The 24,449-nt window shown below is 72.6% G+C and carries 22 protein-coding genes; 11 read left to right on the forward strand and 11 right to left on the reverse strand.

Translation table 11 applies throughout. The features are described from left to right. Positions 1-665, reverse strand: a 665-nt coding sequence (locus VGH85_00815; protein HEY2172332.1) for an alkaline phosphatase family protein, incomplete at its 3' end; no start/stop codon positions are given. Positions 666-927: 262 nt separating this feature from the next. On the opposite strand from VGH85_00815, the gene rsgA reads away from it, so the two are divergent. Next, positions 928-1,968, forward strand: coding sequence for a ribosome small subunit-dependent GTPase A (rsgA, locus tag VGH85_00820; protein HEY2172333.1), 1,041 nt, complete (start codon positions 928-930; stop codon positions 1,966-1,968). A gap of 41 nt (positions 1,969-2,009) precedes the next feature. After that, positions 2,010-2,420, forward strand: a complete 411-nt coding sequence (locus tag VGH85_00825; GenBank protein HEY2172334.1) for a PPOX class F420-dependent oxidoreductase — start codon at positions 2,010-2,012, stop codon at positions 2,418-2,420. Positions 2,421-2,673: 253 nt separating this feature from the next. On the opposite strand, the gene VGH85_00830 is transcribed toward VGH85_00825, so the two are convergent. The 4 genes from VGH85_00830 to VGH85_00845 all read right to left on the reverse strand — a co-directional run bounded on the left by VGH85_00830 (position 2,674) and on the right by VGH85_00845 (position 7,376). Then, a complete protein-coding gene (locus tag VGH85_00830) occupies positions 2,674-3,528 on the reverse strand; it encodes an oxygenase MpaB family protein (protein HEY2172335.1) in 855 nt (284 codons plus the stop codon). Between the two features lie 64 nt (positions 3,529-3,592). Next, positions 3,593-4,438, reverse strand: a complete 846-nt coding sequence (locus VGH85_00835) for an alpha/beta hydrolase (protein HEY2172336.1) — start codon at positions 4,436-4,438, stop codon at positions 3,593-3,595. Between the two features lie 42 nt (positions 4,439-4,480). Further along, positions 4,481-5,626, reverse strand: a complete 1,146-nt coding sequence (locus VGH85_00840; protein HEY2172337.1) for a PQQ-binding-like beta-propeller repeat protein — start codon at positions 5,624-5,626, stop codon at positions 4,481-4,483. Between the two features lie 10 nt (positions 5,627-5,636). After that, positions 5,637-7,376: a DEAD/DEAH box helicase gene (locus tag VGH85_00845; protein ID HEY2172338.1), complete on the reverse strand. Its 1,740-nt coding sequence runs from the start codon at positions 7,374-7,376 to the stop codon at positions 5,637-5,639. Between the two features lie 227 nt (positions 7,377-7,603). On the opposite strand from VGH85_00845, the gene VGH85_00850 reads away from it, so the two are divergent. After that, complete coding sequence (locus VGH85_00850) at positions 7,604-8,278, forward strand: ferritin-like fold-containing protein (GenBank protein HEY2172339.1); 675 nt, start codon at positions 7,604-7,606, stop codon at positions 8,276-8,278. Positions 8,279-8,317: 39 nt separating this feature from the next. Here VGH85_00850 and VGH85_00855 read toward each other — a convergent pair whose 3' ends face one another. The 5 genes from VGH85_00855 to ligD (VGH85_00875) all read right to left on the reverse strand — a co-directional run bounded on the left by VGH85_00855 (position 8,318) and on the right by ligD (VGH85_00875) (position 11,322). Beyond that, on the reverse strand, positions 8,318-8,545 hold the full coding sequence (locus VGH85_00855; protein ID HEY2172340.1) for a DUF3107 domain-containing protein: 228 nt from the start codon (positions 8,543-8,545) through the stop codon (positions 8,318-8,320). A 94-nt stretch (positions 8,546-8,639) separates the two neighbouring features. Continuing rightward, the gene (locus tag VGH85_00860) at positions 8,640-9,281 is read right to left on the reverse strand and encodes a TetR/AcrR family transcriptional regulator (GenBank protein HEY2172341.1); all 642 of its coding nucleotides are present in this window, start codon (positions 9,279-9,281) and stop codon (positions 8,640-8,642) included. 5 nt (positions 9,282-9,286) lie between these two features. Beyond that, positions 9,287-9,427, reverse strand: a complete 141-nt coding sequence (locus VGH85_00865; protein HEY2172342.1) for a hypothetical protein — start codon at positions 9,425-9,427, stop codon at positions 9,287-9,289. Between the two features lie 82 nt (positions 9,428-9,509). After that, positions 9,510-10,409, reverse strand: a complete 900-nt coding sequence (ligD, locus tag VGH85_00870) for a non-homologous end-joining DNA ligase (protein HEY2172343.1) — start codon at positions 10,407-10,409, stop codon at positions 9,510-9,512. Next, positions 10,402-11,322: a non-homologous end-joining DNA ligase gene (ligD, locus tag VGH85_00875; protein ID HEY2172344.1), complete on the reverse strand. Its 921-nt coding sequence runs from the start codon at positions 11,320-11,322 to the stop codon at positions 10,402-10,404. Before ligD (VGH85_00875) ends, ligD (VGH85_00870) begins: the two co-directional genes overlap by 8 nt. A 72-nt stretch (positions 11,323-11,394) precedes the next feature. On the opposite strand from ligD (VGH85_00875), the gene VGH85_00880 reads away from it, so the two are divergent. From VGH85_00880 to moeZ, 4 genes are all read left to right on the forward strand, one after another. Further along, positions 11,395-12,366: a Ku protein gene (locus VGH85_00880; GenBank protein ID HEY2172345.1), complete on the forward strand. Its 972-nt coding sequence runs from the start codon at positions 11,395-11,397 to the stop codon at positions 12,364-12,366. 13 nt (positions 12,367-12,379) lie between these two features. Next, positions 12,380-13,378: an alpha/beta hydrolase gene (locus VGH85_00885; protein ID HEY2172346.1), complete on the forward strand. Its 999-nt coding sequence runs from the start codon at positions 12,380-12,382 to the stop codon at positions 13,376-13,378. Positions 13,379-13,415: 37 nt separating this feature from the next. Next, on the forward strand, positions 13,416-14,384 hold the full coding sequence (locus tag VGH85_00890; GenBank protein ID HEY2172347.1) for a DUF3152 domain-containing protein: 969 nt from the start codon (positions 13,416-13,418) through the stop codon (positions 14,382-14,384). A gap of 98 nt (positions 14,385-14,482) precedes the next feature. Beyond that, on the forward strand, positions 14,483-15,661 hold the full coding sequence (gene moeZ, locus VGH85_00895) for an adenylyltransferase/sulfurtransferase MoeZ (GenBank protein HEY2172348.1): 1,179 nt from the start codon (positions 14,483-14,485) through the stop codon (positions 15,659-15,661). A gap of 93 nt (positions 15,662-15,754) precedes the next feature. On the opposite strand, the gene VGH85_00900 is transcribed toward moeZ, so the two are convergent. Then, the gene (locus VGH85_00900; protein ID HEY2172349.1) at positions 15,755-16,543 is read right to left on the reverse strand and encodes a phosphatase PAP2 family protein; all 789 of its coding nucleotides are present in this window, start codon (positions 16,541-16,543) and stop codon (positions 15,755-15,757) included. A 186-nt stretch (positions 16,544-16,729) separates the two neighbouring features. Between VGH85_00900 and VGH85_00905 the strand changes: the two genes are divergently transcribed. From VGH85_00905 to VGH85_00920, 4 genes are all read left to right on the forward strand, one after another. Then, positions 16,730-17,032 (forward strand): MGMT family protein, encoded by a 303-nt coding sequence (locus tag VGH85_00905; protein HEY2172350.1) that lies wholly within the window; start codon positions 16,730-16,732, stop codon positions 17,030-17,032. A 31-nt stretch (positions 17,033-17,063) separates the two neighbouring features. Continuing rightward, positions 17,064-20,237, forward strand: a complete 3,174-nt coding sequence (locus VGH85_00910; protein ID HEY2172351.1) for an ATP-dependent DNA helicase — start codon at positions 17,064-17,066, stop codon at positions 20,235-20,237. Next, positions 20,234-23,440: a UvrD-helicase domain-containing protein gene (locus VGH85_00915; GenBank protein HEY2172352.1), complete on the forward strand. Its 3,207-nt coding sequence runs from the start codon at positions 20,234-20,236 to the stop codon at positions 23,438-23,440. Before VGH85_00910 ends, VGH85_00915 begins: the two co-directional genes overlap by 4 nt. 10 nt (positions 23,441-23,450) lie before the next feature. Further along, on the forward strand, positions 23,451-24,449 hold a 999-nt coding region (locus VGH85_00920; GenBank protein HEY2172353.1), incomplete at its 3' end, for a M20/M25/M40 family metallo-hydrolase.

The raw sequence follows: 24,449 nt of genomic DNA on the forward strand, positions 1-24,449 counted from the left end.
GCCGCCTCGAGCCGCTCCGGGTACGTCGTCCAGTTGTAGACCGGTACGTAGTCGGCGGGGTTGGAGATCGCCGGTCCGCCGGCGGCGCCGGCCGGGTCGATGGTGCCGGTCCAGTGGTAAAGCCGGTTGGGCGTCGTCGGACCCTGAATCGAGCAGTGGTAGTGGTCGCAGATCGTGAAGGCGTCGGCGAGTGCGTACTGCCAGGGGATGTCGGATCGGGTGAAGAACCCCATGGTCTCCTCGCCCTTGGCGGCGACCCATCGGTTCCAGGCGCCGGAGTTCCACGCCTCGTGCGTCCCCTCCCAGCTGTGGTCGAGGTCGCCGGCCTCCTGCGCGTCGTACTGCGCGGTGTCCATGTGCCACGGCAGCAGCGTTCCGCCGTCGGTGCGCGTCGCATCCGGCTGAGTCAGTACGTCGGCGCCACCGGGATAGGTCAACAACCGCTTGTCACCGAGGCCGCGGACGCCCCCGAGGGACCCGTAGTAGTGGTCGAACGAGCGGTTCTCCTGCATCAGCACAATGACGTGCTCGACGTCGGCGATCGTGCCGGAGCGGCCGCCGTGGGTCGCGGCGGAGGCGCGAGCGGGGCTGAGTCCGGCGACCGCCGCACCACCTGCCACCGCTGCACTGCCGGACAGGAACCGTCGTCGGGAGACACCAGTCATGGCGCGTACTAAACCCACTCAGATCGAACGCGTTGCAACGGACGAATGAACATTTCGGGCCGCGCGGCCGCCGAAATCCGGTTGGCGGTCGGCCGGGCGCCGGTTAGCGTGGTGATCACCTGCCGCCGAGGGAGAGGAGCCATGACGATGACTGTTCTTTCGCATGTCCTCCGTCCCGCCGGTTCCGCGTCCGGCGTGCTGGTCGTCGCGCTCACGCGCTGAGACGGCTCGGTCGCCGACGCCTCCTTCCAGGAGCACAGCAGTGACCGAAAGCCTCTCCGCCCTCGGGTGGAACCCTGATCTCGCCCAGCAGTTCGCCACCACCGCGCCACCCGGGTGCATCCCCGGCCGGGTCGGCCGCATCGACCGCGGCGGGCTGCTTGTTCACACCGGCTCCGACGTGGTGGCCGCGGTTCCCGCCGGCCGGCTATTCCGCGACGACGACGCCGACCGGCTCGCCGTCGGGGACTGGGTGGTCCTCGACGATCGGCGGGTCATCGCGATCCTGCCTCGGCGCACCGTCCTGACCCGGCAGGACAGCGGTGGCGCCGCGGTCGAGGCGCCCGTCGCGTCCAACGTCGACATCGTCCTCGTCGTCATCGCCCTGGACGGAGCGTTGCGTCTGGGTCGCCTCGAGCGTTACGTCGCCTTCGCCTGGAGCTCAGGAGCTACGCCCGTCGTCGTCCTGAACAAGGCGGATCGCTGCCCGGACGTGCCGGGCGCGGTCAGCGAGGCCGAGACGGTCGCGGTGGGCGCCGCGGTACACGCAGTAAGTGCCCACGACGGCACCGGACTCGACGAGCTGCGGACCTACGTCGTGGACGGCGCGACCGCCGCACTGATCGGCCCGTCCGGCGTGGGCAAGTCCACCATCGTCAACCGGCTGACGGCCACCGACGCGAGCCCGACCACCGAGATCCGGTCCGACGGCAAGGGTCGGCACACGACGACCTGGCGCGAACTCGTCCCGCTGTCCGGCGGCGGCGTACTCCTCGACACGCCGGGCCTGCGTGGACTCGCCTTGTGGGAGTCAGGCGAGGGCGTCGACGCGACCTTCGCCGACATCGGGGAGCTCATCGAGAACTGCCGCTTCACCGACTGCGCACACAAAGCCGAGCCGGGCTGCGCGGTGCTGGGTGCCGTCGAAGCCGGCACCCTCGCGCCGGAACGACTGGCCCGGTACCGCAAGTTACTGCGGGAGGAGGCATGGCTCGCGGGCCGCCGGGACGCCCGCGCCCGTGCCGCCGAGTCCGCGCGCCTGCGGCGCTTCTCCCGGGAGATCCGCGACCAGCCGCACCGCTGACGTCCTTGTGCCGGACAGGCCGCCGTGGTGGGCTTGCCGACATGGAGATCGAGAAGGCGCAGGACTTCCTGCGGTCGAATCATCGCGGCGTACTGAGCACCAATCGCTCGAGTGGTGGCGTGCAGCTCTCGCCCGTCACCGCCACGGTCGACGATTCCGGTGCGGTGGTCATCAGCAGCCGTGAGCCGGCGTACAAGGTCCGCAACCTGAGCCGCGATCCGCGAGCGTCTTACTGTGCTCTCAATGACGGCTTCTTCGGTGAGTGGCTGCAGATCGACGGTCGCGCCGAGATCGTGCCGCTGCCCGAGGCGATGGACGGCCTGGTCGACTACTACCGGTCGATCTCCGGCGAACACGACGACTGGGACGAGTACCGCGCCGCCATGCGCGCGCAGCGTCGCGTCCTGATCCGGATCACCATCGAGCGCGCCGGTCCGGACCGATCCGGCTGAGTCCCTCGGTCGCTCGGCGCCCCGCGCATGGTCGGCGCCCCGCGCATGGTCGGGGGGCTGGCGTCGACGTAGGACGCTCTACTCGCAGAAATCGCGTCAATGTGCGAGTACAGCGTCCGATGTCGGCCCCCAACCCCCGGCGCCGACATCGTGCGTGCTACTCGCATAAGCGGCTCCCGGATGCGAGTACGGCGCACGATGTCGCCCGCCGCCTGCGCGTGGGCTGGAGCCCGGCGTGCGGCGTTGCATGGGTCTAGGCCGGCGGGACGACCTGCAGCCGGCGCACCGGTGTCGCCGCGAGCCGCCGCCGTGCATCGGTGAGGGCGGGGCCCTCGCGCAGCTTCGGCGGGAGGAGCGCGGTGGTCGTCCGGAGCACCCGCAGCCCGGCGGCGACCGCGAACCTCGTGGTCGGCAGGCCGGGTAGCCAGTACATCCGGCGGGCCCATCCGGGCAGCGCACCGAGGGCGAGGCCGGCGACGCCGGCCCAGGCCGGGCGGGCCGGGGTGCCGAGCACGACCCAGGTCGGCATCGGCGGCACCAGCACGAAACGGGCCGCGGACCGGGCGGCCGGAGTCAACCGCAGTGTCGACCGCATGCCGGCGAGATAGGACTCGAGGTCGCCGGCGGTACGCGGCACCATGTCCGCGGGCACGCCCACGAGTTCGGCCGAGCGAACCTGTTCGGCGACGTAACGGTCGGCGTCGCGGGCGTTGGGCCCGACGCCGGCGAGCCGGGCTGTGGCGAGCGTCGAGTCGACCTCCGCGCAGTGCACCCACAGCAGCAGATCGGGCTCGTCGAGACGGAAGACGCGTCCGGTGTCCGGATCGACGGCGGCGAGACTGCGGTGGATCCGGCGTATCCGGGCTGCCGCCTGCTCGGCGTCGGCGACGGTGCCGAAGGTCGTGACGCCGAGGTATTCGCTGGTGCGCTGCAGCCTGCCCCACGGGTCGGTGGTGAAGCCGTCGTGCGCGGCGACGCCGGCGATCGCCCGCGGATGCAGTGCCTGCAGCAGCAAAGCGCGCAGGCCGCCCACGAAGAACACCACCGGATCGGCGTGCAGTCGCCAGGTCACCGAGTCCGGGCCGAAGAAGCCGAGGTCGGAGGTCATGATCGTCGAGCGTCGCACACACCAAGTGGGTCGGCGACTCGAGCGCAGGCCCGAGAGTGGACGGTCAGTCGTGCTCGTCCACTGTGGACCAGAAGTCGAGCAGGATCCGGGCCGTCTCGTCCGGATTCTCGACCGCGGGGGAGTGCTGGGCACCGGGGATCGCGACGAATCCGGCCCCGAGCCGGTGCGCCATCTCTTCCTGGACGGCCGGTGACCACGCGTTGTCCTCCACGCCGCAGGCGACGAGCAGCGGTACTCCGGCCGCGGCGAGTTCGTCGACCCGGTCGGGCTCGCGGCGCAGCGCGTCGGCCATTCCCTTCAGGCCGGCCGCCGAGGAGGCGAGGAACCGGCGCTTGAGGAAGTCGCGGAGGTCGACGGGTGTCGCCTGCCAGCGCGGATCGCTGGACTCGGCTGCCTCGATGGCGGCGTAGACCGCGGGCAGGCCGCCGCTGTCGAGGACCGGTTCGAGGGCCTCGAGCCGCGCGCGTCGTTCGCCCACTGCGGCCGCCGGACCCGAGTCGAGCAGCACGTACGACGACACCGTCGACGGCGTCGCCAGCACCAAAGCACGCCCGACCAGCCCGCCGAAGGAGTGGCCGACCAGGTGCGGCCGGGCACGCAGGTCGGCGATCACGGCGGCGACGTCGGCGGCCAGGACGTCCATGCCGTAGGCCGCCGGATCGTCCGGACCGGGGGACTCGTACTGGCCGGGCAGGTCGATCGCGACCGTGCGCCGGCCCGTTGCGGCCAGCCGGTCGAGCAGCGGGGCGAAGTCCTCCTTGCTGCCGGTGAAGCCGGGCACGAGCAGCGCGGGTGTCAGCCGACCAGGTCCGGTGTCCAGGACTGCGACCGGACCGGAGGGTGTGCGGACGGTACGACGCTCGGCGGCGTGGGAGGCGAGTTGGCTCACCGGGACATCCTGCCGGAGCCGCAACTCGTCCGATCGGTCACGTCAGTCGAACGCCGTCGTCGCTTCGGGGGACACGGCCACGATGGCCGACCCGATCCGGGCCAGCGCGGTGGGCGCGGACGGCACCGTGGCGGTGACGCGCCGCACGACCTGACCCGTGGCCACGGCGTACTCCGCGAATCCGGTGTTCTGGGGGACGAGTGCGGCGGAACCCTCGACGTCGGCCGGGCCGGTGGCCGGCGCCGACCACGCGATCCGCGGCCGGTCCAGCGCGAGCGCGAACACCCGGTTCCCGTCGAAGGCGACCAGGCGTCCGTCGGCGACCGCGCCGGTCGGCAGCTGCCGGGCCGCATCGGTGAGGCCGTGGCCGCTGATGGATCCCACCGCGTGACCGGTCGAGCTGAACACCGACAGCGTGGCGCGGCCACCGATCCGCGACAGCAACGTCACCCGATTGTCGGCACCGAGCAGCTGAGGATTCTCACCGCCGGCGGCCACGGTCCACTTCTTGTCGCCGCTGTAGGAATCGAGGGCGATCAGAGAGTCGCCGCGGCGTCCGCAGTCGGCCACCACGACCACCCCGACGTCGCCGCCGGCGACCGGGCCCATGGTGCAGCCGGGCTTGCTGAAGCTCCAGGCGTCACCGCCACCGTCGGTGTAGAACGCGGTGAGGCCGGCCTTCTCGGTCGCCACGACGACGTTGGGCGCGGCCACCAGCCTGATGTGCGCACCGAGGTCGGCGTTGCGGTACCACCGGCGGCTTCCGGTGTCCGGGTCGAACGCGGTGATGTCGCTGCAGGACGTGCCGTTGCGGAACACCGCGACCGCGCTGGAGTTGGCGACGACCCACGAGCACAGGTCGGCGTTTCCGCGGCGGTAGTGCCACTTGATCGCGCCGGTGCGCGGGTCGCGCCCGGCGATCTCGTGCCGGTCGGCGGTGACCACGGCCGCCGGGCCGACCGGGCTCCCGGCCGACGGCGTACCGGAAGCCGACCACGCCCGGTGGACGGTGCCGGCCGGCTCGGTCGGACTGAGCGCCCGGGGTGCCTGCGCGGCGACCGCGTAGCTGAGGGTCCACCAGTCGCTGGTGAGTACGACGGGTATGCCGACCGCCGCCGCGACGATGACGAGGACGGCCGCGCCGACCAGCGCGCGACCCCAGCGCGAGCCGGGGATGCCGAGGGCCACCGGCGGTCGATCAGCCGGTCGGCCGCGATGCCGCGGTGTCCGAGCCGCCGGTCGAGTCGCCGGCCCCGTCGCCCTGGTGGCGTCGCTGCCCGCCGCGGCGCCGACGGCGCGGTCGACGGGTGTCCGCCCGACCCGGCTCGCCCTGCTCCGGGACACCGCCGGAGGTCGAGTCGGTCGCCTCGGGTCCGGCGGAGGCATCCACCGGGTCGCCCCGGCGGGTGCGGCGGCGGCTGCGGCCCTTGCCGGGTGCGGGTCCGCGGGACTCGTGGTCGGATCCGTGGTCGCGGGCCCGGTCGCTGCGACCGTCCCGCCGGCGGCCCGCGTCCCGTCCTCCGCTGACCGCGCGCCGGCCCGTCTCGCCGATGTCCTCGACCTTCTCGGCCCGCAGACCCGCGCGCTTGCGCTGGTCGCGGGGCAGGGTGCCGCCGGCGCTCTCGGGGATGTCGAGGTCGGCGTAGAGGTGGGCGGACGTCGAGTAGGTCTCCGGCGGGTCGTCGAAGGACAGGCCGAGTGCGGTGTTGATGTGCTTCCACCGCGGGACGTCGTCCCAGTCGACGAACGTGACGGCCGTGCCGTCGCCGCCGGCCCGCCCGGTGCGGCCGATCCGGTGCAGGTAGACCTTCTCGTCCTCCGGGCACTGGTAGTTGATGACGTGGCTGACGCCGGTCACGTCGATGCCGCGCGCGGCGACGTCGGTCGCGATGAGTACGTCGACCTTCCCGCTGCGGAACGCCCGCATCGCCTGTTCGCGGGCGCCCTGGCCGAGGTCGCCGTGCACGGCGGCGGCGGCGAACCCACGGTCGGTCAGGTCGTCGGCGACCTTCGCGGCGGTGCGCTTGGTCCGGCAGAACACCATGATGAGCTCGCGGTCACGGCTCTGCAGGATGCGGGCCAGGAGTTCGACCTTGTCCATGGCGTGCGCCCGGTAGACCAGCTGCCGGGTCTCCGGGACGGTGCTGCCCTCGTCGTTGCCGTGGGCGCGGACGTGGGTCGGCTGGCGCATGAACGCCCGCGACAGGGAGACGATCGGCGCCGGCATGGTGGCGCTGAAGAGCATTGTCTGCCGCTCGGTCGGCACCGAGGCGAGGATCCGCTCGATGTCGGGCAGGAAGCCGAGGTCGAGCATCTCGTCGGCCTCGTCGAGTACGAGGACGGACACCCGGTCGAGCACCAGGTGACCCTGCTGGACCAGGTCGAGCAGCCGCCCGGGCGTCCCGACGACTACATCGACGCCCTTCTGCAGCGCCGAGACCTGCGGCTCGTAGGCCCGGCCGCCGTAGATGGCGACACAGCGGGCTTGGCTGCGGGCGCCCGCGGCCTGCAGGTCGCGGGTCACCTGGACGCACAGCTCCCGGGTGGGGACGACGACCAGGGCCTGCGGGGTCGCACCCTTCTCGCCGGGCAGCGTGATCCGCTGCAGCAGCGGTACGCCGAACCCGAGCGTCTTGCCGGTACCGGTGCGGGCCTGGCCGATCAGGTCGTGGCCGGGCAGCGCTATCGGGAGGGTGAGCTCCTGGATCGCGAAGGTGCGGGCGATGCCGACGTCGGCGAGCGACTCGACGATCGTCGGGTCGACGCCGAGATCGGCGAAGAGCGGTGCCGACTGCTCGACATCGGCGCGGGCCGCGAGCGGTTCGAACCGCTCGGCCTCTTCACCGGCGACGAGATCGGTGCGGTGCTCGGCGGCGACGGCATCCGTCGCCGCGGCGGAATCTGCTCCGCCGGCGGAATCCTTCTCTGAGTTGGTCATGAACGCCTTCCTCTGTGGACGCGCCAACGTCCACGACTCGGGCTGATCAACCTCGACCGCGCACCCTGCTGGGGTGGCGGGATAGGGCGCCCGAAGCGGCGTCCGCGCACAAGAACCGACGCATTACGCGCCGTCAACGAGTTCAGGGTACCCCGTACGGCGCGGACCAATCGAACGACGTGCCGCACATCACGACCGGCGCGCCGCCCGGGGTAGGGTCCCGGATCGTGCCCGAGTCCCCCGAGCAAGCGGCTGCGCTGCCCAGTCAGCATGCCGTGGTCGATCTGCTCGGCGTACTCGCCTACGGCGAGCTCACCGCGTTCGGCCGGTTGGCGACCGACTCCCGGCTCGCGCCCACCCTCGCCGGACGGGCAGCCCTGGCCGAGATGGCCGCCGCCGAGATCGGGCATTTCGGACGGCTCCGTACCCGCCTGACCGAGATGGGCGTCGACCCGGACACGGCGATGGCGCCGTTCATCATTCCGCTGGACGCCTTCCACGACTCCACCCGGCCGAGAACCTGGCTCGAGGGACTGGTCAAGGCCTACGTCGGCGACGGCATCGCCGCCGACTTCTACCGGGAGATCGCCGGCTGGCTGGATCCACCCACCCGGGACCTGGTGCTCGAGGTGCTCGAGGACACCGGGCACGCCGCGTTCGCCGTCCGGGAGGTGCGGGCCGCGATCGACGCCGACCCGCGGGTCGCGGGGCGGCTGGCGCTCTGGGCCCGGCGGCTGCTCGGCGAGGCGATCTCGCAGGCGCAACGGGTCGCCGCCGATCGGGACGCCCTGGCCGAACTCATCGTCGGCGGGTCCGGTGACCTCGCCGGCATCGGAACGCTGTTCAAGCGGCTCACCGACGCGCACGCGCAGCGGATGCGCAACCTCGGCCTGTCCGGGTGATCCGCGGGCGGGCCTCTGCAGGTGATCCGGGGCCGTCAGTCAGCTGGCGATGAAGCCGACCCGCCGGCTCTCGGTCTCGGCGATCTCGACATAGGCGACCTTCTGCGACGGCACGATCAACCGCCGGCCCTTGTCGTCGACCAGGGAAAGCACCCCGTCGGCATCGGCCAATGCGGCAGTCACCGCCTGCTCGACCTCTTCCGGGGTCTGCGCCGATTCCAGCACCAATTCACGCGGCGATTGTTGTACGCCGACCTTGACCTCCACCGCGCGCCTCCCTGCATCGGACTTCCTGGTTGCCAGGGTAGTCGACCGGCGCGCCCGATTCGCGGCCGTGCTGTCCGCCCGTAGCGAAGGGCGATCAGTCGTTCTCGCCCTGTCGCGGGAAGCTGGAGATGCCCCGCCAGGCGAGCGTCTCGAGCAGCCGCACGGCGTCCTCCTTCGGCACGGCCCGGTCGCGCAGCAGCCAGTACCGCGCGCCGACCTCGGAGATCCCGATCATCGCCATCGACAGCAGTTCGGCCTGAACCCGGGCGAGGCCGGTGTCGGCCGCGATCGTGTCGGCGAGCGCCTGCATGCACAGGTGGCTGGTGCGTTCGACGCGTTCCCGGACGGCCGGTTCATTGCGCAGATCGGACTCGAAGACGAGCCGGAAGGCGCCCTGATCGCCCGGCCCGTCTCCGTCGACGAAGTCGAAGTAGGCGCTGATGGCGTTGTGCACCCGCGTCTTGTTGTCGGTGGTGGACGCCATCGCCTCACGCACCTGGCCCACCAGCTTCTCACCGAGGCCGTCGAGCAAAGCGAGATAGAGGTCGAGCTTGCCGGGGAAGTGCTGGTAGAGCACCGGTTTGGAGACGCCGGCGCGCACCGCGATGTCGTCCATCGCGGCCGCGTGATACCCGTTGGCGACGAAGACGTCCCGCGCCGCGTCGAGCAGTTGCTGGCGGCGGGCCGAGCGGGGGAGTCGCCCACCGCGGGTGGCCGATCCGGTCGATGCCGGCACGCCGATCAGCCTCGCTCGTCCTCGTCGAGCGGCACTTCCTCGGCCTGTTCCTGCGCGTCCGCGGGATCCACCTCGGGATCGTCGGAGACCTCGAGAGTCGGGTCGTCGTCCTCGCCGGCGGGGCTCTCCCAGGGAGTTTCGGTCACTGTCGCCTCCGAGGCTCGACTGAGGTGCTCTGCACAACGTGGACCCGTCCTGGGCCCATTGTGCACGCGTCTGGGGGACTGGTCAGTCCGGCAACCCGCGGCGGCCTTTCAACGCACCGGCGAGCAGGTCGCCGTCCCGCTCGACCCGGTCGAGCACCTCGGAAGCGGTGAAAGAGATCGACCCGCCGCGCTCGACCTCCTCCCAGGTCAGCGGCGTGGACACAGTCGGGCGCTCCCGGGCCCGCAGGGAGTAGACACAGATCGTGGTCTTGGCGGGGTTGTTCTGGCTCCAGTCGACGAAGACCTTGCCCGGACGCAACGATTTGCTCATCTGGGCGACCACCAGATCGCCGTGCTCCTCGGCGAGCCGCTCGGCCAGCATCCGCGCGTAGTCCGAGGTCCGGCCGGCCGGCGTCTCGGTGATCGGCACGCACAGCTGCATGCCCTTCGACCCGCTCGTCTTGGGATACGCCGCGAGGCCGTCGTCGTCGAGGGCGGCGCGCAGCAGGGTCGCGACCTCGCAGCATTCGGCGATGGTCGCGGGCGGTCCCGGGTCGAGGTCGAAGACCAGTTGGTCGACGCCCCGCTGCCCCCCGCGCGGGCCGACCCGCCACTGCGGGGTGTGCAGCTCGAGAGCAGCGAGGTTGGCCACCCACACCAGGGTGGGGAGGTCGTCGATGACGAGGTAGTCGATCTCGTCCCGGTTCTTCGTGCTGCCCGGACTTGGCAGCCGGACCGTGCGCGTCCAGTCCGGGCGGTGCGAGGGCGCGTTCTTCTCGAAGAAGAACTTGCCGTCGACGCCATTCGGATATCGCTTGAGCGTCGCCGGCCGACCGGCCAGATGCGGCAGCATCACCGGAGCGATCCGCGAGTAGTAGTCGATGACCTCGCCCTTGGTGAAGCCGTCGGGATAAAGCGGCTTGTCCACATTGGACAGGCGAAGCACCCGGCCGTCGACCTGCACCTGCAGTTCGTTACTCACGGACCACCTCGTCTGGATTCTTGTCGTCCCGCAATCCCTGGTACGTGGGGAAACGTAGTCGCCCGTTGGGCGTCCATTCGCCGAACTCGACCTCCACCACCACCTGCGGATCGCACCACACGACGTCGCGCCGGTCCGCGGTCGGTGGGGGCTCGGCAAAGGCCGGGCGCTCTCGCCGGAGCGGCAGCAGCCGGTCCGCGAGCAGATCCAGCGCGGCGTCGGTGAACCCGCTGCCGACCTGGCCGGCGTAGACCAGGTCGCCGTCGCGGTGGTAGCCGAGGACCAGCGCGCCGATGCTGCCCCGCCGGCCGCCGCTGCCCCGTTGCCAGCCCGCGACGACGAACTCCTGCCGGCGCAGCAGGCGCACCTTCACCCATTCCGAGCTGCGCACGCCGGGCCGGTACGGCGAGGCGAGGCGTTTGGCGACGACGCCCTCCAGCCCCTGGGTGTGGCAGGCGGCCACGGTGGCCGGCCCGTCGTCGAACGTCGGCGGGACCGTCCACCGCTCGCCGCCCAGGCCGAGCCGGTCGAGGGTCGCCCGGCGCTCGGCGTAAGGCCGGTCGGTCAGGTCGACGCCGTAAAGGCGCAGGACGTCGAAGATCAGGTAGCTGACCGGCGTCGTCCCGGCGAGCCGACGGGCATGGGCGGCGTTGCGGACGTGCATCCGCGGCTGCAGCGCGGCGAACGACGGCCGGTTGTCGGCGAACGCGACCACTTCGCCGTCGAGCAGGACATCCTCGGCGATTTCGGCGAGCCCGTGCAGCTCCGGATAGGCGACCGTCACCTCGCTACCGGACCGGCTGGTCATCCGCAGTCCCTCGGCGGTGATGTCGGCGAGCGCCCGGACACCGTCCCATTTCATCTCATACGACCACCCGGGACCCTCGGGTAGGGCACCGGCGACGGCGAGCATGGGTCTCACCCGGACCATCCTGCCGTGCACATTGGACGAGACAACTCCCTGGCCAAATGCCACCCTGGGCTCATGCGCGCGATCTGGAAGGGTGCGATCTCGTTCGGACTGGTGAGTATCCCCGTCCGGCTCTTTACGGCGACCGAGGAGCGGGACGTCTCGTTCCACCAGGTGCACCGCACCGACGGTGGGCGGGTCCGCTACCGGCGTATCTGCACGGTCGACGGTGAAGAGGTGCCTTACGCCGACATCGCGAAGGGCTACGAGCTGCCCGGCGGCGAGATCGTGGTGCTGACTGACGACGACCTCGCCGACCTGCCGCTCACGACCAGCCGGGAGGTCGACGTCCTCCGGTTCGTCCCGCTCGAGCAGGTCGACCCGATCTACTTCGCCAAGAGCTACTACCTCGAGCCGGAGGGGACCGCCGCCAAGCCCTACGTCCTGCTGCGGGACGCTCTCGAACGCTCCGGGATGGTCGCCATCGTCAAGGTCGCGATCCGCTCCCGCGAGTCCCTCGCCACGCTGCGGGTCCGGGACAACGTCCTCGTCATGGAGACGATGATCTGGCCGGACGAGGTCCGTCAGCCGGACTTCAGCTTCCTCGACGACGACGTCACGGCGCGCCCCCAGGAGCTCGCCATGGCCGAATCGCTGATCGACAGCATGGCCGGGGACTTCGAGCCCGAGGAATACCACGACAACTACCGCGAAGCGCTGCTCGCCGTCGTGGAGGCCAAGGTCGAGGGCCGCGAGGTGGTCAGTCCCGAGGAGGAGGAGCCGTCCAGCGGACAGGTACTCGACCTGATGGCCGCCCTTCGGCAGAGCGTCGACGACGCCAAGCGCCGCCGGGGACCGGGGGAGTCCGAGGACGCAACCGCGGAGAAGCCGACGCGTAAGCCGGCGGCGAAGTCCGCGACGAAGTCCACCGGCCGGAAGGCGCCGGCGAAGAAGGCGGCCGCCAAGTCGGCGAAGTCCACGACGGCGAAGTCCACCGGCCGCAAGGCGCCGGCGAAGGCCGCCGCCCGGAAGCGGAAGAGCGCCTGACCGGCACATCGCGATGACCGACCGGACGACGGCCGGCCGGGCGATCACCGTCGCGCGGCTCTCGGACTTGCCGTTGCCCCACTTCGACCCCAACCGCTCGGCCTGGCCGAGCCAGGTCGTGCAGGTCGACGGCCGCGGGATCCTGCTGCGTCCCACCCCGCCGACCGCGGCCGGCGCCGAGCCCGCCCTCTACGTGCACGGTCTCGGCGGCTCGTCCACCAACTGGACCGACCTCGCCGCGCTGCTCGCCGATCGCGTCGACGGCGAGGCCCTCGACCTGCCGGGTTTCGGCGGCTCCGATCCGGCGCCCGGCGGGGACTACGCCCTCAGCCGCCACGCAGCCACGGTCAGCCGGCTGATCGAGAGCCGGGACCGTGGACCGGTCCATCTCCTCGGCAATTCCCTCGGTGGCGCGGTCGCCGTCCTCGTCGCGGCGGACCGGCCGGATCTGGTCCGCACCCTCACGCTGGTGTCACCGGCCATGCCGGATCTGCGGCCCCGCCGCGGTCCGACCCTGCTGCTCGGCAGCTTCGTCGTACCCGGTGTCCGCCGCCTCGCCGAGTGGCGGATCGCCGGCGTCGGCCCGGAGGAACGGGTGCGCACGGTGATCGACGTGTGCTTCGCCGATCCGTCGATCGTTCCGCCGGCGCGGCTGGCCGAGACCGTCGAGGAGGTGCGCAGCCGAAACGAGCTGCCGTGGCGGATGGACGCGTTCGCGGGGACGCTGCGCGGGCTGATCTACCGCTACCTGGCCCGGGGCGACCGCTCGTTGTGGGCGCAGGCCGCCCGGATCCGGGTCCCGACCCTCGTCGTGTGGGGTGCCGAGGACCGCCTCGTCGACCCGGCCCTCGCGGAGCGCACGGCCCGCGAAATCGGCGATGCCCGGCTGCTCGTCCTCCCTGGGGTCGGGCACACCGCGCAGCTCGAGGCGCCGGAGACCGTCGCCCGTGCGGTCCGCGGGCTGCTCGAGGACCGGGCCGGGGGAGCGGTCGGAGGTCTTCGCCGCGCCTGATCGGCGACCGAGAAGGACTGTGGCAGGCTGTGCAGCGATGACCGCGACCCGAGGACGGCGAGCTCGCCGGCGCCGCGGGCTGGCCAGGTTCGTCGACGCGTTCGGCTGGCGTGCCTATGCCATCCCCGTGCTGTCGGTGGCGACCGTGCTGTGCGTCGGCAACATCGCCTCCGGGTCGCCGGGCACCGGACACGGCGGCGTCCCGTCCCAGGCCGGCCAGCAGCGGCTGACGTCAGCCACCCAGACGCCCAGTCCGCGACCGGGCAATACGCCGAGCAGCCACCCGACCCCTTCGCCCGGCCCGACGCCGACGAAGTCCCCGGCAGCCAAGCCGAGCCCCACCGCGACGGCCTCGCCCAATGCGGATACTCCGAAGACCGCCCCGACCGGCTCGCCGACGTCGGCGGCAGCGCTCCCGGCCGGCGCCGCCTACGTCGAGCGGGGCGACGGCCGATTCCACGTCGTCGCCGGTCAGTCGGCCGTGCACGGCACCGGTCCGCTCCGCCGCTACAACGTCGAGGTCGAGAACGGCGTCGACGCGGACGCCGCGGGATTCGCGCGGACGGTCGATTCCACCCTCGACGATCCGCGCAGCTGGATCCACGGTGGCGACGTCTCCCTGCAGCGGGTCGACTCGGGCAAGGTCGACTTCCACGTCACGCTGACCTCGTCGATGACCGTGCGCTCGGTCTGCGGCTACACCATCCACGTGGAGACCTCGTGCTTCAACGGCGCGGAGGGGCGGGCGTTCATCAACGACTCGCGGTGGATGCGCGGAGCGGTCGGCTACAGCCACGACCTGACCGCCTACCGCAGCTACGTGGTCAACCACGAGGTCGGCCACGCACTCGGACACCACCACATGAAATGCGCCAAAGCGGGTACGCCGGCGCCGACGATGATGGAGCAGACCCTCGGCCTGTCCACCCCCGGCGTCGGAGCGTGCGCGCCCAATCCGTGGCCCTACCTCGACGGTCACCTGGTCACCGGACCCCCGACCGCCTGACTGAGCTCGTCCCGCGCGGGGAACAATCACTGTCGGACCCGAGGTTGTGACCTCGAGAAGTCCCGTCCGGAACGTGTCCGCGTACGAAGGAGCCCGTAGTGTCTCTACCCCCCGTGGTCGATCCGGCCCCCGACCTCACCGTCGACGAGGTACGCCGGTACAGCCGACACCTGATCGTCCCGGATGTCGCGATGGACGGTCAGAAGCGGCTGAAGAACGCCAAGGTGCTCTGCGTCGGCGCCGGGGGCCTCGGCTCGCCGGCCCTGATGTACCTCGCCGCGGCCGGGGTCGGGACGCTCGGCATCGTCGACTTCGACGTGGTGGACGAATCCAACCTGCAGCGTCAGGTGATCCACGGGCAGAGCGACATCGGCCGGTCGAAGGCCGAGTCGGCCAAAGAGAGCGTGCAGGAGATCAACCCGCTGGTCGACGTCGTCCTGCACACCGAGCGGCTCGACTCCAGCAACGCGATGGAGATCTTCGCGCCGTACGACCTGATCGTCGACGGCACCGACAACTTCGCCACCCGTTACCTCGTCAACGACGCCTGCGTGCTGCTCGGCAAGCCCTACATCTGGGGCTCGATCTTCCGGTTCGACGGGCAGGCCAGCGTGTTCTGGGCCGAGCACGGCCCCTGCTACCGCTGCCTCTACCCCGAGCCCCCGCCGCCGGGCATGGTCCCGTCCTGCGCTGAGGGCGGCGTGCTGGGCGTGCTCTGCGCGACGATCGGCTCGGTCCAGGTCAACGAGGCGCTCAAGCTGCTGATGGGCATCGGCGACCCGATGGTCGGGCGGCTGCTGGTCTACGACGCCCTGGAGCTGAGCTTCCGCGAGATCGCGGTCCGCAAGGACCCCAACTGCCCGGTGTGCGGCGACAACCCGACGGTCACCGAGCTGATCGACTACGAGGCGTTCTGCGGCACCGTGTCCGACGAGGCGGCCGAGGCGGCCAAGGGATCGACGATCACCGCGGCCGAGCTCAAGGACCTGATCGACGCGGACAAGGACTTCCTGCTCGTCGACGTCCGGGAGCCGGCTGAGTACGAGATCGTGAAGATTCCGGGGTCGGTGCTGATCCCCAAGGGCGACATCGTGTCCGGGCAGGCCTTGGCCACGCTCCCGCAGGACCGTCCGATCGTGCTGCACTGCAAGACCGGGGTCCGCTCCGCCGAAGCGCTCGCTGCGCTCAAGCAGGCCGGGTTCCGCGATGCGACGCACGTGCAGGGCGGGGTCATCGCCTGGGTCAACCAGATCGACCCGAGCCTGCCGTCGTACTGACCCCCGACGCTCCTTGATCAAGAGGGGATTCCCGCGCGAAACGCCGCAGGAATCCCCTCTTGATCATGAGTGGGCTGGGCTGAGTGGGCTGGGCTAGGAGGCCACCTGGGCCGGCTCCTCGTCCTGCCGCTCCCGGCGGGAACGTGGCCGTACGCCGGGGAGGTCGAGCAGGGTGACCGGTGCGCGGTGCTGGCCGCCGGCCGTCGGATAGCGGCGGTCGAGGGCGACCGTCGCCATGAGGATCACCGCGCCGACCAACCAGCCGGCCAGGATGTCGCTGACCCAGTGGGTGTCGAGGTAGATCGAGGCGATCCCGACGACCAGTGAGGCGACCGCGGTCGCGGCCGCGCCGACCCGGTAGCTGCGGAGCGGGCCGTACTGCACCAGCAGGTAGGCGACGATGCCCCAGGTCAGGACGACGTTGGAGGCGTGCCCGGACGGGAAGATGGTGCCCCCGTCGAAGAGCGCGGCGTTGCTGTCGGCCGGCTTCAGCCGGGCCGTGGCGAACTTCCCGGCGCCGACGATGAGGTTCAGAGCGAGCATCGAGGCACCGAAGAGCAGCACCGGCCGCCAGGTGCGTTGCCGCCAGGCGATCAGCAGCGTGACGATCGCCGCGGGGATCGCCGTCGGTCCGCGCTGGCCGATCATCACGAGATAGAACATCGTCGAGTAGATCTGCGGGTAACGCAGGTCGAAGCGCAGGTAGTGCACGGTGTAGTCGAACGTCACCAGGGACCCCGACGCGAGCACCTGCTCGACCGTCCAGGTCAGCGCGGCCAGGGTGAGCACGAACAACACGGCGAAGCGGTGCCGGAGGAGGGTCCGGCCCAGGCGGGAGAGCGGCGAGCGGATCTCGGCGAGCGCCGACGTCAGCGTCTGCACGCCTCCGTCCGGCCCAGCCCCTCGATCCTGTCGCACCGCTGTCATCTGTACGTTCTTCCTCCCCGCGCGCCGACTTATGCCGGATATCAGGGGCCAGCGTAGGTGACCTCGGCGCCGTCCTGCCCGCTCAGGGCGGCGTGTGGGCGAAATGTGGCCGCATCGTTGTGATGCGGGATGCTTCCCGGTGTGGGTAGCGACGCCGTGCCGACCTTCGCCGAGCAAGTACTCTCCGTGGTCGAGCGGATTCCTCGCGGTTCGGTGATGTCCTACGGCGACATCGCCGAGTTCCTCGGCTCCCGGGCTCCCCGGGCGGTCGGGCAGGTGATGTACCGGTACGGCGCCGAGGTCGCGTGGCACCGCGTGCTCCGGTCCGATGGCACACCGGCGCCGCAGCTGCGCTCACGTCAGCTCGCCTTGCTCGCCGCCGAAGGTGTCCCGATCCGCAACGGCCGGGTCAACATGGCCGTGGCGCGCTGGGACGGCGTGTGAGGCCGGTCGAACGTCGGTACGTCGTGGTTACATGCCCCTCGTGCCCTCCCCGTCGCCGTACCGGCTGATCCGGCCCGCACGCCGACCCGCGACCGCACCGACACCCGATCCGGCCCAGCGCGCGGTGCTCGATCACCCGGGCGGACCGCTGCTCGTGCTCGCCGGGCCGGGCACCGGCAAGACCGCGACGATCGTCGAGGCGGTCGTCGAGCGCATCGTCGATCGCGGCATCGACCCCGAGGCGGCGTTGGTGCTCACCTTCAGCCGCCGGGCGGCCGCCGAGCTGCGCGAGCGGATCACCGCGCGGCTCGGCCGCACCTCCCGGGAGCCGGTCGCCCGCACGTTCCACTCCTACGCGTTCGGTCTGCTGCGCGCGCGGGCCGTCGCGCACGGCGAGCCCGCCCCGCGGCTGCTCTCCGGCGCCGAACAGGACGTGGTGATCCGCGAACTGCTGGCCGGCGACCGGGAGGCGGGCGGGGTGCGCTGGCCGGTCGCGCTGCGCCCGGCGCTGGCCACCCGCGGGTTCGTCGACGAGCTGCGCGACCTGCTGCTGCGCGCCGTCGAGCGCGGGGTCGACCCGCGCCGGCTGGCCCGCTACGGCCGCCGGTTCCATCGCGACGACTGGGTCGCCGCCGCCTCGTTCCTGCAGGAGTACGCCGACGTCACCGCGCTGTCCGGGTCGACCGCCTACGACCCGGCCGAGCTGATCCGGGCGGCCGTGGAGGCGCTGCAGGCCGACCCGGCGCTGCTGGCGCGCGAACGCGGCCGCCGGCGCCGGATCTTCGTCGACGAATACCAGGACACCGACCCGGCGCAGGAAGAGCTCTTGCGCGTGCTGGGCGCCGGCGCCGACGAACTGGTCGCGGTCGGCGATCCCGACCAGTCGATCTACGGCTTCCGGGGCGCCGACCCGGGGTGCATCCGGCGGTTCCCGGAAGCGTTCCCGCGGCCGGGCGGCGAGCCCGCGCCGGTGGTCGCGTTGCAGGTCTCGCGGCGGGCCGGCCCGACGCTGCTCGCCGCGACCCGGCGGGTGGCCGACCGGCTCACCGGGCCGCCGGCCCATCGACGGCTGGTCCCGGGCGAAGGGCTGGCGGCGGGCGAGGTCGACGTACATCTGCTGCGCACCGCCAGTGAAGAGGCGGGCTACATCGCGCATCGGCTGCGGGCCGCGCACCTGCGCGACGGCGTGCCGTGGCGCGAGATGGCCGTGCTGGTGCGGTCGACCACCCGCACCCTGCCGCAACTGCGCCGCGCCCTCGCCTCGGTCGGCGTGCCGGTCGCGGTCGGCGGCGACGACCTGCCGCTCGTCGACCAGCCCGCGGTCGCGCCGCTGCTCCGCCTGATGCGGGTGGCGACCGGCACGCGTCCGCTCGACGAAGAGTCCGCCGTCGAACTGCTGACCTCCCCGTTCGGCGGTGCGGACGCGCTGGGGTTGCGCCGGCTCCGGCGCGCGCTGCGCGCCCTCGACCTCGCCGCCGAGGGCCGGCACAGTTCCGCCGCCCTGCTCGTCGAGGCGCTGACCGACCCGAGCGTGCTCACCGTCCTCGACGACCGCATCACCCGACCGGCCCGGCAGGTGGTCCGGGTGCTCGACGCCGCCCGCGTCGCCGCCACGACCCCCGGAGCCAGCGCCGAGGACGTGCTGTGGGCGGCGTGGTCGGCCTCCGGGCTCGCGCCCGTATGGGAGCGCTCCAGCCGGGTCGGCGGACCGGCCGGCGCGGCCGCCGACCGCGACCTCGACGCCGTGGTGGCGTTGTTCGACGCCGCCGCGCGCTACGTCGACCGGCTGCCCGCGGCCGGCCCGGCCGGCTTCCTGGAACACCTCGCCGACCAGCAGATCCCCGGCGACACGCTGGCCCCCCGGTCACCGTCCGGCGACGCGGTGCGGGTGCTGACGGCGCACGCCGCCAAGGGGTTGCAGTGGGACCTGGTGGTGGTCGCCTCGGTGCAGGAGGGCAGCTGGCCGGACCTGCGCCGGCGCGGCAGCCTGCTCGGCTCCGAGCAGTTGGTCGACGTCGCCGCCGGTCGGGATCCGGCCGGGCTGTCGTCGGTCGCGCCGCTGCTCGATGAGGAACGCCGGCTCTTCTACGTCGCGGTGACCCGGTCCCGGCGGTCGCTGATCGTCACCGCCGTCCGGGGCGACGACGCGCAGCCGTCCCGGTTCCTCGACGAGATCGATCCGCTCCCGGCCGGCTCGGAGCGGGCCGTGACGACGGTGCCGCGCATCCTGGCGTTGCCGGCGCTGGTCGCCGAGCTACGCGCCGTCGTGAGCGACCCGGGCTGCGGCGCGGGGCGGCGGGCCGCTGCGGCGAAGGAGCTGGCCCGGCTGGCGCGGGCGGACGTCCCCGGAGCCGATCCCGGTCAGTGGTGGGGGCTCGCACCGTCGTCGGACGAGCGCCCGCTGTGCGGGCCCGGCGAGATCGTGCGCGTCTCTCCGTCGGCGGTGGAGAAGTTCGCCACGTGCGAGCTGCGGTGGCTGCTCGAGGTGGTCGCCGGAGCGGCCGCGGGCAGCGCACTCCCGCAGACGGTCGGCACTCTGATCCACGCCCTCGCGGCGTGGTCGGCCGGCCCCGACCGGCCGGACCGGGCGGCGCTCTCCGCTCGGCTCGACGACGTCCTGGACGGGCTCGAGCTCGGTGGCCCGTGGGCCGACCGCAAGGAGCGTGGCCGGGCGCACGCGATGCTCGAGCGCTTCCTCACCTGGCAGGCCGCGCGGGCCGGTCGGTGGGATCTGGTCGGCGCCGAGTTGGGCTTCGAGGTGCCGCTCGGGGAGCAGGCGGTCGTGCACGGCCGGGTCGACCGGCTCGAACGCGACGCGGCCGGGCGGCTCGTGGTCATCGACCTCAAGACGGGAAAGTCGGCGCAGCGGCGGGCCGACCTGCCGCGCCATCCGCAGCTGGGCGTCTACCAGCTCGCGGTGGCGGCCGGCGGTTTCGCGGCCGAGGTCGGTCCGGACGCCGAGCCCGGTGGCGCGGCGCTGATCCAGCTCGGCGCCGGGGCGTCGTACAAGGAGCAGACCCAGGCCGCCCTCGACGACGACCCGGACCCGAAGTGGGCCCGGATGCTCGCCGAGACGGTGGCCGACGGCATGGCCGGTGCGCACTTTCGCGCCCGGCCGGGCGCGAGCTGCCGGACCTGCCCGGCCAAGCACAGCTGTCCCGCGGTCGACGACGGCCGCCAGGTGCCGACCGGGCGGGAACGGTGAGCGGGCCGACGCCGGCGGAGCTGGCCGCGCTGCTCGGGCTTCCGGCGCCGACCGCCGAGCAGCAGGCCGTCATCGCCGCGCCCCTCGAGCCGGCCGTCGTCGTCGCCGGCGCCGGGTCGGGCAAGACCGAGACGATGGTCTCCCGGGTGGTCTGGCTGGTCGCCACCGGACGGGTCCCGGCCGACCGGGTCGTCGGCCTGACCTTCACCACGAAGGCCGCCGCGGAGCTGGGCACCCGGCTGCGGTCCCGGTTGACCGCGCTGCGCGCGCTCGGCGCCGTCGCCGACCCGGCCGGCGCCCTCGGCGAGCCGACCGTCTCGACCTACCACGCCTACGCCGCGCGGCTGGTCGGTGAGCACGCGCTGCGGCTCGCCGTCGAGCCGTCCGCCCGACTTCTCACGCCGGCCTCCACCTGGCAGGTCGCCCAACGCGTCGTGCGGTCCTATGACGGCGACCTTCCGCACCTCGACAACGTCGAGGCCACGGTCGTCGGCTGGGTGCTCGACCTCGCCGGCGAGCTGGCCGAGCACCTCGGCGAGCCGGCCCGGCTCGCGAAGTGGACGACGGAGTTCGCCGCGGCCATCGAGGCGCTGCCCCGCTCGCGCGGCAGCGGTCCCTACGCGAAGGTCGCCACCGCGTTGACGATGGCCCGCGGCCGGGCCGAGCTCGTGCCGCTGATCGAGCGCTACCAGCAGGCCAAGCGCGACGCCGCGACGGTCGATTTCGGCGACCAGATGGCGCTCGCCGCCCGGCTCGCCGTGCAGATCGAGGACGTCGGCCGCATCGAGCGGTCGCGCTACGACGTCGTGCTGCTCGACGACTACCAGGACACCAGCCACGCCCAGCTGACCCTGCTCCGCGCGCTGTTCGGGGGCGGGCACGCGGTGACCGCGGTCGGGGATCCCTGCCAGTCGATCTACGGCTGGCGCGGGGCCAGCGCCGGCAACCTCGGCCGGTTCCCGCACCAGTTCCCGACCCGGCGCGGTGCCCCGGCGGCGGTGCTGCCGCTGACGACGAGCTTCCGCAACGACCAGCGGATCCTCGACGTCGCCAACCGCGTGTCCGACCGGCTGCGGACGGAGGGGATCGACGTCGGGGTGCTCGTCCCCGGCCCGGCCGGGCGGGCGGGTGACGTGCGGTGCGCGCTGCTGCCGACCGTCGACGACGAGGCGAGCTGGGTGGCCGACGAGGTGGCGGCGATCTGGTCGGCCGACGCCGCCGAACGTGCGCTGCGGGGTACGGCGCGCAGTGTCGCGGTCCTCGCCCGGCGCCGGTCGTTGTTCCCTCGGCTCGAGCGCGCCCTGCGCGAGCGTGGCATCCCGGTCGAGCTGGTCGGCCTCGGTGGCCTGTTGGCCACGCCTGAGGTGCGCGACGTCGTGTCGACCCTGCAGGTGCTCTCCGATCCGACGGCGGGCGGCGCGCTGGTGCGGCTGCTAAGCGGTCCGCGCTGGAGTCTCGGACCGCGCGACCTGGCCGCCCTCGGTCGCCGGGCGCGGGCGCTGGCGCGGACCCGGCGGCCCGCACCCGACGACGCGTCGACCGGCCCGCAGCCGTTCGACACCGACCCCGTCGACGACGCGAGCCTGCTGGAGGCGCTCGACTCGCTCGGGTCGCCGGAGGCCTATTCGGGCGAGGGCTTCGCCCGGCTGTCCGCCTTCGCCCGGGAACTCGACCTGCTGCGCCGACGTACCGCCGCGCCGCTGCCCGAGCTGGTCGCCGACATCGAGCGCACCCTCGGCCTCGACGTCGAGGTCGTCGCCGCCGGTGGCAGCCGGGTGCACCTCGACCGGTTTCTCGACGTCGCCGCCACCTTTGCCGAGGATGCCGAGCTGGCCACCCTCGGGGCGTTCCTGGCCTATCTCGACGCCGCCGAGACCGAGGAACGCGGCCTCGAGGCCGGCGAGGTGGCGGTCGAGGGCGACCGGGTGCAGGTGCTCACCGTGCATGCTGCAAAGGGGCTCGAGTGGGACGTGGTGGCGGTGCCCGGGCTCACCGCCAAGGTCTTCCCGGACAGCAAGGCGGTGGCCGAGGCGGGCTGGACGTCGAGGGTGGGGGAGCTGCCCTACCCGCTGCGGGGCGACGTCGCGGATCTCCCCGCCTTCGACGTCGCAGGGGCCACCGACCAGAAGGACGTCGAGGATCGACGCGTCGCCTTCGCCGCGGCCTGCGGTCGCCGCGGCGAGCTCGAGGAGCGGCGCCTGGCCTACGTCGCCGTGACCCGGGCCCGGCACACGCTGCTGTGCTCCGGCTACTGGTGGGACGACTCGATCAGCGCCCGGGGGCCGTCGACGTTCCTCACCGAGGTCGGCCAGGTCCGCGGGGTCACCGTGGCGGAGTGGGCCGACCCGCCGGGCGACGACGACACCAACCCGGTGCTCGACATCGATCGCAGCGTCCGTTGGCCGGTCGACCCGCTCGGCCGCCGCCGCGGGTCGGTCGAGGAAGGGGCGGCGTTGGTGCGGGCCGCGCTCGACCGGGCGTACGACGGCGGCGCCGAGCCCGAGGGCCAGGGGACGTTGTTCGAGCCGGACTCCCTGGAGTGGGACAACGACGTCACCCTCCTGCTCGCCGAACGCGACCGGCCGCGTGCCGACGGCATCGACGTCGAGCTTCCCGACCACCTGTCGGTATCGGCGCTCACCGCGCTGCGTCGCGACCCCGGCGAGCTGGCCCGCCGGATCCGCCGGCCGATGCCGGCCCGGCCGGCGCCGCTCGCCCGGCGGGGGACGGCGTTCCACGCCTGGCTGGAAGAACGGTTCGGCGGGGAGCGGTTGCTCGACCTCGACGAGCTACCCGGCGCCGCGGACGAGGGGGCGGTGCCCGACGCCGACCTGGCCGACCTGCAGGCGGCCTTCCTCGACAGCGAGTGGGCGCAGCGGCGGCCGGTCGAGGTAGAGGTCCCGTTCGAGACGCGGATCGGCGAGCTGCTGGTCCGGGGTCGCATGGATGCGGTCTTCGCCGACCCGGACGGCGGCTACACCGTGGTCGACTGGAAGACCGGCGAGCAGCCGACCGGGCGGGAGCTGCGTGCCGCCGCCGTGCAGCTGGCCGCCTACCGGGTCGCGTGGGCGGATCTGGCCGCCGTACCCCTCGAGCGCGTGCGCGCGGCGTTCCATTTCGTCCGGTCCGGGGACACCGTCGCTCCGGCCGATCTCCTCGATCAGGCCGCCCTCGCCGAGCTCGTGGCGACCCTGCCGGGCTAGATTCGGTCACATGACCGATGAGCGCACGTTCGTCGCCGACCATGTCGATGATCTGCACGCCGACCTCGACACCTGGCTGCGGATCCCGTCGATCAGCGCCGATCCGGCGCGCGCGGGCGATGTGCGGCGAAATGCCGAATGGCTGGCGGCGGCGCTGCGGCGGACCGGCTTCCCCACCGTGGAGATCTGGGAGACCCCGGGTGCTCCCGCGGTGTTCGCGGAGTGGCCGGCCGACGAGCCGGACGCCACCGTGGTCACGGTCTACGGCCACCACGACGTCCAGCCGGTCGACCCGGAGGCGCTGTGGGAGCGGCCGCCGTTCGAGCCCACGATCGTGGGCGACGAGTTGTTCGCCCGCGGGGCCTCCGACGACAAGGGGCAGTTGCTGTTCCACCTGCTGGGCGTGCGGGCGCACCTGGCGGCGACCGGGCGGACCAGCCCGGCGGTGCACCTGAAGTTCCTCGTCGAGGGCGAGGAGGAGTCCGGGTCGCCGCACTTCGCCGCGTTGCTGCAGGAGCGCCGCGACCGGCTCGCCTGCGACGTCGTCGTGGTCACCGACACCGGGATGTTCGGGCGGGACACTCCCAGCATCTGCACCGGGATGCGCGGTCTCGCCGACGGCGAGATCCACCTGCACGGTCCCGACGTCGACCTGCACTCCGGGTCGTTCGGCGGCGCGGTGCCCAATCCGTTGACCGTCATGGCGCGGCTCCTCGCCGCGCTGCACGACGACAACGGTGTGGTGCAGATCCCCGGCTTCTACGACGACGTCGTACCGCTGACCGCACGCGAGCGGGAGAGCTTCGCGGCGCTGCCGTTCGACGAACACGAATTCGTGCACGGCCCGGCACAGTCGCGGGCGACCGCGGGCGAGGCCGGCTATACGACGCTGGAACGGATCTGGGGTCGGCCGACCGCGGAGGTCAACGGCATGTGGGGCGGCTACACCGGCCCCGGCCACAAGACCATCGTGCCGAGCGACGCCTACGCGAAGGTGTCGTTCCGGCTG

It is taken from the genome of Mycobacteriales bacterium (assembly GCA_036497565.1).
Lineage (GTDB): Bacteria > Actinomycetota > Actinomycetes > Mycobacteriales > QHCD01 > DASXJE01.